Here is an 11,424-nt window from a genome sequence, read left to right on the forward strand (position 1 = left end):
TTTCGCTAAAATATGGACATAAACTCGTGTACCAAACTTAGTCCATTCATGGCAAGTATCGTAGTGGCTAAGAGGCGAAATTTTGCAGGATTGCATAGCTATTCGTGCCGTGCTATCTTTGATTTCGTTCGCCCCCTGTTCTGTTGACAGGGGGTTTTTTGCTGTTTTGCCGCGCCGCTGCGCTGTTTTTCCGTTTGCTGGTATGCCGTTGGACTGTTGTGCTCTGCTTGCTGTTTGCTACTTTACTTGTGATACGAGAAATGAGATTAAGTTCAATGGAGAGGGGAAAGTTAGGGAATGGTTGCGTTTCGTTATGCGCTGCTTGTATTTTTAGGTGCATGTAGTTATGGTGCCGTGTCCACGATGATGAAGTTGGGCATTCAAGCAGGTTTTACTGTGCAACAACTTATCGGGGGACAATATGTATTCGGTTGGTTACTGCTGCTTGTACTTACAGGCTTATTTTCACGGCACAAAATGGGGTTGAAACATGTGTTGCTGCTATTAGGCTGCGGTCTATCTGTTTGCTTCACATCGATCACGTACGGTGTTGCCGTTGCGGAGTTACCCGCATCCATCGCGGTCGTCTTTTTATTTCAATTTACATGGATAGGCATACTACTTGATGCGATTGTGTCGCGGCGCCGCCCTGACAACGGACAAATAGGCGCTGTAGCTATTTTACTTGTGGGTACCGTGTTGGCGGGAGGGTTGTTGGAGCAGGGGATATCCGGGCTAACATGGAAGGGTGCTCTGTTTGGTATCCTGTCAGCGGTGTCATTTGCCCTGTACATCTTTGTTAGTGGTCGTGCGGCTGTCACCGTTCCTGTTCTCAATCGGAGCCTGACGATGATTACAAGCGCCATGCTCGTCGTGTTTATTTTATTTCCGCCTACTTTTATATGGGATGGAGCATTACTTTCTGGATTGTGGAAATATGGCCTAGCAATAGGCTTGCTAGGCATCGTCATTCCGGTTATTTTCTTCGGAATAGGTATCCCACGTATAGGCACTAGTCTCGGCACCATACTAGGAGCGGCTGAACTGCCGGCTGCGGTTATTGTATCTGTTATCATTTTGCAGGAGCAAGTAACAGGGTTGCAATGGCTAGGAATCGTTCTCATTTTTATCGGCATTTGTGTGCCGCAAATCGCTGTAGCTGTTCGCCAACGTCGCTCAACCAAGATGACAACTAATCAAGAACAAACCTAACGGAGGCCGCAGCCTCCGTTTTTTGTTATAATTAGGTCCAAAGATGCAGGAAAAAAGACCTTTTCGTCGAAACTTATAAGGTTGTATAAAAGTGTTTAATTGATCATATATTCATACATTTGACAATCAAAGAACGAAGTTTAGAAAAGAGGGGTATCATCTTGTCAGTCTCTATATCACCACTGTACGTCGTTCCAGGCTTTACGAAGCACTCCGTTACGCAGGCAGCACAGATCGTTTTTTTTATTATTTGGTCCAATGCAATGCGTGCCAATTTACATATAACAGAACAGGGATATGCCACTACTGGAACTTTGATGCTACACATTAAACCTGTTGCTCCATCCACGATCAAGAGTATTTATGGATATGAAGGCGTTGAAATAAATAAAGAGTGGAATGTCGTATTAGGCAGTATGCATGCAAATGACTTTAAAATAGTAACAGTTAGGTGTGAATTGGGCGAGTGGCATCCTAATCAGCGTGAAGGAGCTAAATTGCCGATTTGTCATCTTTCCTTTATTAGTGAGCAAACGAATGTATGCTTAGAAGAGGTGGAAGTAAGCGTTTCGATGGAAGAGCAGCTGTTAGCAGCGGACGAGCCTAGGCATGAATGGTCAGATGACGTAGAAATGAAATGGCTGCGGTGGCTGTACACGCTAAAAACAGCGATATACGCGCTTTACCATGGAGATAAGCCGCTAGCCCATTGGATGCTTCAGCGACAGTTGGATGAGTTGCTGATGTTCTCTATCCATGTGGGTGACACCAAAATGAGAGATATGTATTTACAGGTGTATGAACGACTGATGCATTATATCGAACGAACTTTCCAAGCGCAACTTCACTGAGTTTTAGGTAGAGTTAAGCATTTTGGAAAAGGAATTTTGATATCTGGCGTCGAATGTAAAAAAAAGAGATTGTAAAATTGTTCCTTATTGTAATCTGTATGGGAGTTTCAATATTATATGTTAAAGGTTACAAACAATAAGGAATGATGAACAGAGATACGAAATGATGTACAGAGAGGGGGATAAGCTGGGGAGTGTGAGTGAGCTGCAGCTGGGTAATATGAATGAGCAGTTGAACTATGAAATATCGATTTTGCAAGAAAGGATGTAGTCGCATGACGCAAGGGATGCAATCTTTAATCTCATTTTGGTTAAAAAAGAATTATCGAAACATTTGCAACTACCTAGATCAGCGACTGGAGCAATATGACTTGACGAACTCACAATTAAGCGTGCTGTTGACGTTGTGGGAACAAGAAGGATTAACACAAAAAAGGGTAGGACAAATTCTTGGTATACAGCCGGCTTCATTAACGTTTTTATTGCGTGGCTTAGAAAAGAAAGAATTTATTAGACGAGAGCAAGATCAGCAGGACACACGGGCTAATCGTTTGTATGCAACTTCAAAGAGTCTTTTACTCAAGGAAGATTGTTTACGCATTATGGAAGAAGGTGAACAACTGCTGCGTCAATCGTTCTTAGACGAGGAAATGGCGTTATTTCGCTGTTGGCTGGAGCGGATGGAGCAAAATTTCAATAAATATTAGCCAATGGCTACTGGAGATTATTGAGATGGGGAGTACATACATGTGTAGGAAAGGCTCTTGCTTGGATGCAAGAGCCTGGTTGCAATAACATGTTACGCTGCGATGTCGACGTGCTTATGTGCCGAACTTGCGCGACACTTTCTTACCGTCATACGTGAATAGTACCGTTTTTTCCTCGACAATCGTCTCCAGATGAACGCTCTTTCCCCAAAGCGTGTACACGTAAGGCAGTGTGCGTTCCAAGTACTTGAGATCAAGCTCAATGCCTTCGTATTGATGCTTGAGATACATTTCCCCTGCACGCTGATAGTCGCCATCTTGCACGACAAGGACGGGGAAACCGCCATTAACGCGAGAATAGACGAGCTGGTCGCGAATATTTTCCCATGACTTGTCGGTAATTTTCCACTCCGGCCCTTTTTTCTCGAACACGTATAAATCCAAGTCGTCTGTCAGCTTCTTCGTCAAATAGTTCCGAATAAACGAGCTGTCGGAATCAAGCTCGCGAACTTCAAATATTTTGTCACGGCCTTGGTTGGGCTGGCGACCGAGCCGTTCCTGCTCCTCTTTCGTCGGATTATCCCAGCGTTTCTCAATGTCTTCGAATATTTTCAAGCCTAAATAATAGGGATTCAGACTATTACGCGACGGCTGCACGACAGAAGCATTCAAGCTAGAATAATCAAACGTCTCGGATGTCGATAAATCGAGCTCGCGGATAATGCGTTGGTGCCAGTAGGAGGCCCAACCTTCGTTCATGATTTTGGTCTCCATTTGAGGCCAGAAATACAGCATCTCATCACGTAGCATCGTCATGATGTCACGCTGCCAGTCCTCAAGCTCTGGCGAAAATTCTTGAATAAACCAGACGATGTCTTTTTCTGGTTCTGGTGGAAAGCGGCGTTCCGAAGCTTCATCACGAAGTCCACCTTTCAGGGCTGCCTTCGCTTCGTCGAGTGACCATAGGTCGTCGTAGACTCCTTGTGGTTTAGGTGGTTGACCCTCGCGCTGCTGGCGCATTTTAAGCTCCATGTAGCGCTGCTTATCAAGCTTCTGCGGCCGTACGAGTTGTGGATCAATATGCTCCTGAATACCGAGTACAGCATCAATAAAGCTTTCTACAGCTTGGGAGCCATATTCCATTTCATACTGCATAATTCGTTCTGCTGTGGCGGACATGCACTCGACCATGTTGCGGTTCGTATTGGCAAAGCGGGCGTTGTTCTTAAAAAAGTCACAGTGGGCTAGCACATGTGCCACGATCAGCTTATTTTGAATCAGCGAGTTGCCATCAAGAAGAAAGGCATAGCACGGATTGGAGTTAATGACGAGCTCATAAATTTTGCTTAAGCCGAAGTCGTATTGCATTTTCATTTTGTGAAACGTTTTACCAAAGCTCCAGTGTCCGAAGCGGGTGGGCATACCGTACGCTCCGAACGTATAAATAATGTCGGAAGGGCAAATTTCATACCGCATCGGGTAAAAATCGAGTCCAAAGCCTGCGGCGACTTCCGTAATTTCATCAATCGCGTATTCCAGTTGCCGTATTTCATCGGATGTCATGCCCGCACCCCTCCCGGCTGCTTTTTAAAAAAGTGCTTGAGTGCTTTATATACTTCTGCCTTTTCTTTAATGACATAATACATAAAATTAGGTAGGTTTATGCTGCGATATGCTGACATGAGGGTACTGCTGCGGTTATATTGATTGACTTCGCCATATCCGAACATGTTTGTTCGCTTTAACATTTCTGTGATGAGCTTTACACAGCGCTCGTTGTCACTCGTTAAATTGTCCCCGTCCGAAAAGTGGAACGGATAAATGTTATAGCTCGACGACGGATAACGTTGGTCAATAATTTCTAACGCTTTAATATAAGCGGACGAGCAAATCGTTCCACCGCTTTCGCCGCGAGTAAAAAAGTCTTCTTCACTCACGACCTTTGCTTCCGTATGGTGCGCAATAAACACGATCTCCACCTTTTCATACTGACGCCGTAAAAAGCGTGCCATCCAGAAGAAGAAGCTGCGAGCGCAATATTTTTCAAAGGAACCCATCGATCCCGACGTATCCATCATCGCGATAATGACAGCATTGGAATGGGGCTTCACGATTTCTTCCCACGTCTTAAAGCGCAAATCCTCCGGGTTAATGCCGTGAATGCCAGGGGTGCCGGAAAGTGCGTTGCGACGCAAATTTTCTAAGATCGTTCGCTTTTTGTCGATGTTGGACATGATTCCTTTTTTACGAATATCGTTAAAGCGAATCTCTATCGTCTCCAACTGGTCCTTATCTTTTTGCTGTAAATTAGGCAGCTCCAATTCATCGAACAACATGTTTTCCAGCTCCGCGATGTTGATCTCGGCTTCAACGATGTCTGCTCCAGGCTGATTGCCAGCTTGTTGCCCTTTGCCTTGTCCTTGCTGGCTGTCTGTGCCGAGCACATCTCCGACTTTGCTGTTGCCGTTGCCTTGCCCGACATGCTTCTTCTTATTAAAGTTGTATACGAAGCGGAATTCATCTAAGCTCCGAATCGGAACTTTAATGATTTGTTTGCCGTCTGACATAATGATGTTCTCCTCGGTAACGAGATCGGGGAGATTTTGCTTGATGGCTTCGCGCACTTTTTGCTGATGACGCGCCTGATCTTGGTAGCCCTTACGGTGGAGCGACCAGTCTTCGCGGGAAACAATAAACGTCCGTGAATCCATTATGAGGCACCTCCTGATCGCTGATAAGAATAGTTGCTCTTAATCAATATATTCATTTTCCGGGGTGTTATGTGATGGGAGCGAAGAACTATGATAAACTACGTGGTATATCACTAAAAAGCGAGGGAACAGGTAATGAAAAATCCTGAACCGCATCCTAGATACACATACGCCGATATTCAAGAGTGGGATGGAAGATGGGAGCTCATTTACGATGTGCCTTACAACATGACCCCCGCGCCTTCTACTGAGCATCAGCGAATTTTGGGCAGTCTTTATTTTGAACTACGTTCTTTTCTAAAAGGTACAAAGTGCGAGCCTTTTGTAGCACCCTTCGACGTGCGTCTTAGTGAGGAGGGGGAATATCATTCTCCAGACCACGTTTGTCAGCCCGACATTTCGGTCATTTGTAATCCAGAGCAAATTGATGAAAAAGGCGTACGAGGTGCCCCTAAATTAGTTATCGAGATATTGTCGCCTTCAACGGCACTTAAAGATCGGAACGAGAAGTTTAAGCTTTATGAAAAATATGGCGTTGCGGAATATTGGATTGTGGATCCTACACATTTAACGATAGAAGTGTATGGCTTCGAGGAAGGAAGCTATCGCAAGCGGGAAGTGTTCGGAAAGGAAGATCGACTGCGCTCATTTGCCCTGCATGAGTTCACTATACATTTAGCCGAGGTGTTCCATTAGTGTTGATAGCTAGGCAAATTAAATAGAGCTATCGCCGGCTACCATGTAGCACTGCGACAGCTCTAGGCAGCTTAGAGACTGCCATGCCTTGATGTTCGGTTCTGGGCCAAAATATTAAGATCCGCCTGTACGACGGCGCTGATTGTTTGGCTTTTTGTTGTTTTGGCTTTTAAGCGCTTTAGTGGACTTGTCGGCGAATTGGCCGTTTTTTTGGTCCGCTTGTTGCTGTTTTTTCTTAGCCAAAAGGGCTTTAGCGGCATCTGCCAAACTTGTTTTCTTCTGATCATTGGTTTCCATCGTGATGAAACCTTCCTTTCAATATCACATCTTTACGAGGTGTCGATCGTTAACCTAGCGGTTCATATCGAACATCGTATCTGATGTTAGACTAACACGAGCGTGTCGTTTGAGCAACATTGTTTTTAACGAATCGGAAACAACAGCCCCTTACTTCGCTAACGCGAGGTTGGGGCTGCGTTTGTTACTATTATACACGATATTCACGTGGGATACGACGTGCTACATTTGTGCGAAGTGCCGCTTCAATTACACGCTTGCGCACGGACTCCACAATGGCGGGATTAAACACACTCGGAATAATATAGGACTTATTTAATTCATTGTCCGAGATCGTGGACGCAATCGCTTCAGCTGCTGCCAGCTTCATATCCTCATTGATCGTAGAGGCGCGGCAATCGAGCGCACCACGGAAGATGCCAGGGAAGCAGAGCAAATTGTTAATTTGGTTCGGATAATCCGACCGACCTGTAGCGATTACAGTAGCGATGTCGACAATCGCCTCGGGTTGAATTTCCGGCGTCGGGTTCGCCATTGCGAATACGATGGGGTCCTTGGCCATCGTTTGTACCTGCTCACGAGACAGAAGACCGCGGCCGCCAGATGTGAGACCGATAAACACATCGGCATCTCTAATGACTTCGCCCAGCTGACCTGTCACCAAGTGAGGGTTAGTTCGCTCGGCATACTCTTGCCAAATTGGGTTGCTGTAGCTCTGCGTACGCACAAGGGCACCTTCGCGGTCTACACCAATGAGGTTTCGTACGCCCGCTTTCAACAAGATGTTGCTGCATGCAACGCCAGCAGCGCCGACGCCGCAAATGACGACCTTCGCATCTTCAAGGCGCTTGCCGACAATTTTCAAGGCGTTAATTAAGCCTGCATACAACACCACGGCCGTTCCATGCTGATCATCGTGAAACACCGGAATATCTAACTCCGCTTTGAGACGCTGCTCAATTTCGAAGCAGCGCGGCGAAGAGATGTCTTCTAAGTTAATGCCACCGAATGCTGGGGCAATCGACTTCACGATACTAATAATTTGCTCCGTATCTTGCGTATCCAAGCAAATCGGAATTGCATCAACGTCTGCAAACTGCTTAAACAGCATCGCTTTCCCTTCCATAACGGGCATTGCACCGTAAGGGCCAATATTGCCTAAGCCGAGTACGGCTGAGCCGTCAGAAATAACGGCAACCGTGTTGCGCTTCATCGTGAGCGTAAACGCTTTACGCTGATCTTCGTGAATAGCCATGCATACCCGCGCCACGTCAGGCGTATATACCCGCGATAAATCGTCGCGGTTCTGAACAGGATGCTTAGGTTTCATCTCAATCTTACCGCCTAAGTGCATGAGAAATGTGCGATCTGAAATATGCAGCAAAGTCGCACCAGGTAATTTCCGAATCGATTCAACAATATGGTCGATTTGTACCGTATCATTTACCGTAACGGTCATGTCACGTACCGTCATTGTCGGGTTCGTTTGAATCATATCGATAGCAACGATTTCACCATCGTGCTTATAGATAGCTGAGGCCACTTGAACAAAGTTGACCTCGTCTGTCAACATTTCTAAGCGCAATATAAAGCTTTTTCCTTGACCACCAGAACCAAATTTATGCGAATTCATCCATTTCACCACTTTTTCGAAAAAGTTAACCCTCTTCATTTATAACAACATTTTTGCCTCTTAACTTTAAAATGAGAGGAATGACTAGCCAGAGCAACGCGATCAGTAAAAACACAGCTGACATCGGCTTCGTTAGGAAAATCATAAAGTCGCCGTTCGACGCCGTTAAGGCACGACGCAAGTTGTTCTCGATCATTGGCCCAAGAACGAGACCGAGTACGATTGGTGCAATCGGAAAGTCGTTTGCAGCCAAGTAATAGCCGATAATACCGCAAGTAAGTAGCAGCATCAAATCAAAAATGCTAACTTGCACCGCGTACACGCCGAATACTGAAATCGCAATAATAATCGGCAGCAAATAGCGTGCAGGTGTTTCGATAATTTTGGCAAACACTTTAACGAGCGGCATATTCAATACGAGCAGCATGAGATTACCGATAAACATACTTGCGATTAAGCCCCACGCCACTTCAGGGTGGTCATCGAACAACAGTGGGCCTGGCTGAATGTTGTACATCATAAACGCGCCCATCAAAATAGCTGTTGTACCAGAGCCTGGAATACCAAGCGTGAGTAGCGGAATCATAGCGCCGCCGGAAGCACCGTTATTTGCAGCTTCAGGTGCAGCAACTCCTGCAATCGCGCCTTTGCCGAATTTCTCAGGAGTTTTGCTAATCTTCTTCTCGGTAATATAACTGAAAAAGGAAGCTAATGTTGCGCCCGCACCTGGCAGTACGCCGATCAGAAATCCGAGAAATGAACCACGCAAAATAGGTCCCGTGCTTTCTTTCATATCTTGCTTCGTTGGCATAATACGGCCGATCTTAATAATTTCGCGGTTGTTGCCATAATCACGTTCCATAATAGTCTTGAACACTTCACCGAGTGCAAACAAACCGACTGCAATCGTCAAAAATTCAAAGCCGGAAAAGAGCGGCGCGTAGTCAAAGGTGAAGCGAGATACACCCGTAACGCTATCAATTCCAACCGTTCCAAGCATAAGACCGAGGATCGTCATCATCAACGCTTTGGTCATCGATTTACCAGCAAGTCCGCTTACGGCGGCCAAGCCGAGCAGCATGAGCGAGAAGTATTCTGCCGGACCGAACATCAGCGCCACGTTCGACAACGGTTCAGCAAGAAAGACGAGTGCGACTATAGCTACGATACCTGCGAAGAATGATCCGATCGCAGAGATCGCCAAGGCAGGGCCAGCGCGGCCTTGCTTTGCCATTTGATAGCCATCCAGTGCCGTCACGACGGAGGATGATTCTCCCGGCGTGTTAAGCAGGATGGACGTCGTAGAGCCGCCATACATAGCGCCGTAATATACGCCCGCTAGCAAAATAATCGAACTTGTCGCGGCATCGCCAGAGCTGAGCCCGATCCCGGACGTTAATGAGCTTGTCACCGGAATAAGCAAGGCGACGCCGCTCATTGGTCCGATGCCTGGCAATACGCCGACTGCTGTTCCGATCAGGACGCCTACGAAGGCGAACAGCAAGTTGTACCATAACAAGCTCGTTGCAAAGCCGTCGGCTAAATAGTTTAGTACATCCATCGCATATACTCCTTAAAGCGGTAGCCATTCCGGGAAGCCCGGCAGCGTACCTTGTAATATTTTTACAAACAGTACATATACAGCCGCCGAGAAACCAGCGGAAACAAGAATGGAAGTTAACCACTTACCGCGCTCGAGCACTTGGAAACAGAATAATAAGAAAATAAATGTCCCAATGACGTAGCCGATATCTTCTAAGAAATAAGCGTAAATGAACGCCGCTCCCAATATAAGCAGAAACCGAACATAATCCGGTTTCTGCTGTTCATTATTGTTTTCATTGGAGAGCGGAGTCTTTAACGATTCAAAGAACAGTTTCACACTAAGCAGCATCATAATAATGCTTAACCCCATTGGGAAAATATCAGGGCCGACACTACTGCCATAAGCGGATTCGCTTATGTTGCGGCTCTCAAGGAGATAGCCCGTGCCGACTAGAAAAAAGATAACGCTTGCTAAGCTGTCAAACCGTATTTTCATGTAAAGGACTCCTCACCACAAGATTACTTCTTTACCATACCTAGAGCGTCCAACAACACTTTAATGAGTGTTTCTTGTTCGCCGAGGAACGTTTTGAACTCATCTGCGTTGCGATACTCGCTTTCCCAACCGTTAGCTTGCAATTCTTTTTTCCACTCATCTTTTGCGACGAGCTCTTTAATCGTTTTATCCCAATAAGCAAGTTCATCTTTGCCTAAGTTTTTAGGGCCGAACAGGCCGCGCCAAATCGTAAACTCCGCATCAATTCCTTGCTCTTTCATCGTCGTGATGTCTTTCAAGTCTCCACCTAAACGTTCTGGAGAGGTGATGCCAAGCACTTTAATTTTGCCAGCTTTCAAATACTCGCCAATCGAGGAAGCGTCTGTCGCGATTACATCGGCATTGTTGCCTAGCAATGCAGCCATCGCCTCACCGCCGCCATCATAAGACACGTATTTGACCGATTTTGGATCAATACCGAACTTAAATGCTGGCAATACAGCGATCAAGTGATCCATGGAGCCTGGTGCAGAGCCACCCGCTACCGTAATCTTAGTCGGGTCTGCTTTGATATCTTGTAACAGAGAAGTCATGTCGTTATATTTCGAATTAGCACCTACAACGATAGCGCCGTAGTCTTTCGTCAACTGTGCGAGTGGAGTAGTGTCTTTATAGCCATAAGGGCTATTTCCGCTGTCCTTCCAGTTGTTGATCAGGATAGGCGGGGAGTTGACGAATAGGCTGTATGGGTTATTTACCTCTTTAGTCGCATATTCGGCCATAAATACAGCACCGCCACCGCCTGGCTTATTCTCAACGGTCAAAGCTTGGGACACCAATTTCGTATCGGTCAACACTTTGGTCAAGGAGCGTGCTGTTTTATCCCAACCGCCACCTGCGCCAGAAGGAGCGACAACCACGATCGGTTTTTCAGGATACTTACTGGAGTCTCCCGATTTTGTAGAAGCGTTACAAGCAGACAATGATAATGCAGCTATAATGGCAATGATACTGAGTTTCCATCTCATCGGTTTCTTTGTCATGTTCCTAATCCCCCATTATAAATTTTATGATAACGCTTACAATATGAATCTTATCATTGTGCATTACGTCCGAATAGTTTATGGTCATAAGTTCTATACAGAAAATAAAATTCATTTTGTTCATATTGTTCACAGAAATTTCATCATATTCACACAAACTTCACAGATGGTATACTGGTAGAAAGTAACAAGCACTTTTAAGATAAAGGAACGATATCACAATGTTGGAGGAC

General features: G+C 45.7%; 11 protein-coding genes. 4 read left to right on the plus strand and 7 right to left on the minus strand.

The features are described from left to right. Window positions 1–297 precede the first annotated feature (297 nt). The 3 genes from KIK04_RS17060 to KIK04_RS17070 all read left to right on the plus strand — a co-directional run bounded on the left by KIK04_RS17060 (window position 298) and on the right by KIK04_RS17070 (window position 2,770). On the plus strand, window positions 298–1,212 hold the full coding sequence (locus tag KIK04_RS17060; RefSeq protein ID WP_232274805.1) for an EamA family transporter: 915 nt from the start codon (window positions 298–300) through the stop codon (window positions 1,210–1,212). A 161-nt stretch (window positions 1,213–1,373) separates the two neighbouring features. Then, window positions 1,374–2,063, plus strand: a complete 690-nt coding sequence (locus KIK04_RS17065; protein WP_232274806.1) for a hypothetical protein — start codon at window positions 1,374–1,376, stop codon at window positions 2,061–2,063. Window positions 2,064–2,338: 275 nt separating this feature from the next. Further along, on the plus strand, window positions 2,339–2,770 hold the full coding sequence (locus KIK04_RS17070; protein ID WP_232274807.1) for a MarR family winged helix-turn-helix transcriptional regulator: 432 nt from the start codon (window positions 2,339–2,341) through the stop codon (window positions 2,768–2,770). A gap of 114 nt (window positions 2,771–2,884) precedes the next feature. On the opposite strand, the gene KIK04_RS17075 is transcribed toward KIK04_RS17070, so the two are convergent. Then, complete coding sequence (locus KIK04_RS17075; RefSeq protein ID WP_232274808.1) at window positions 2,885–4,333, minus strand: SpoVR family protein; 1,449 nt, start codon at window positions 4,331–4,333, stop codon at window positions 2,885–2,887. Further along, window positions 4,330–5,481, minus strand: coding sequence for a sporulation protein YhbH (yhbH, locus tag KIK04_RS17080; protein ID WP_232274809.1), 1,152 nt, complete (start codon window positions 5,479–5,481; stop codon window positions 4,330–4,332). The genes KIK04_RS17075 and yhbH overlap by 4 nt, the downstream gene beginning before the upstream one ends. 135 nt (window positions 5,482–5,616) lie before the next feature. Between yhbH and KIK04_RS17085 the strand changes: the two genes are divergently transcribed. Further along, window positions 5,617–6,177 (plus strand): Uma2 family endonuclease, encoded by a 561-nt coding sequence (locus tag KIK04_RS17085; protein ID WP_232274810.1) that lies wholly within the window; start codon window positions 5,617–5,619, stop codon window positions 6,175–6,177. Between the two features lie 114 nt (window positions 6,178–6,291). Here the strand turns inward: KIK04_RS17085 and KIK04_RS17090 are convergent, their stop codons facing one another. The 5 genes from KIK04_RS17090 to KIK04_RS17110 all read right to left on the minus strand — a co-directional run bounded on the left by KIK04_RS17090 (window position 6,292) and on the right by KIK04_RS17110 (window position 11,191). Next, window positions 6,292–6,474, minus strand: a complete 183-nt coding sequence (locus KIK04_RS17090) for a hypothetical protein (protein ID WP_232274811.1) — start codon at window positions 6,472–6,474, stop codon at window positions 6,292–6,294. 190 nt (window positions 6,475–6,664) lie between these two features. After that, complete coding sequence (locus tag KIK04_RS17095; RefSeq protein WP_232274812.1) at window positions 6,665–8,107, minus strand: NAD-dependent malic enzyme; 1,443 nt, start codon at window positions 8,105–8,107, stop codon at window positions 6,665–6,667. A gap of 25 nt (window positions 8,108–8,132) precedes the next feature. Beyond that, window positions 8,133–9,668 carry a tripartite tricarboxylate transporter permease gene (locus KIK04_RS17100; protein ID WP_232274813.1) on the minus strand — a complete coding sequence of 512 codons (1,536 nt, stop codon included), beginning with the start codon at window positions 9,666–9,668 and terminating at the stop codon, window positions 8,133–8,135. A gap of 12 nt (window positions 9,669–9,680) precedes the next feature. Beyond that, entirely contained in the window at window positions 9,681–10,148 is a 468-nt protein-coding gene (locus tag KIK04_RS17105) for a tripartite tricarboxylate transporter TctB family protein (protein WP_232274814.1), read from the minus strand. Window positions 10,149–10,171: 23 nt separating this feature from the next. Next, window positions 10,172–11,191 carry a tripartite tricarboxylate transporter substrate binding protein gene (locus KIK04_RS17110; protein ID WP_232274815.1) on the minus strand — a complete coding sequence of 340 codons (1,020 nt, stop codon included), beginning with the start codon at window positions 11,189–11,191 and terminating at the stop codon, window positions 10,172–10,174. Window positions 11,192–11,424: the final 233 nt, after the last annotated feature.

The organism is Paenibacillus sp. 481, assembly GCF_021223605.1.
Classification (GTDB): domain Bacteria; phylum Bacillota; class Bacilli; order Paenibacillales; family Paenibacillaceae; genus Paenibacillus_B.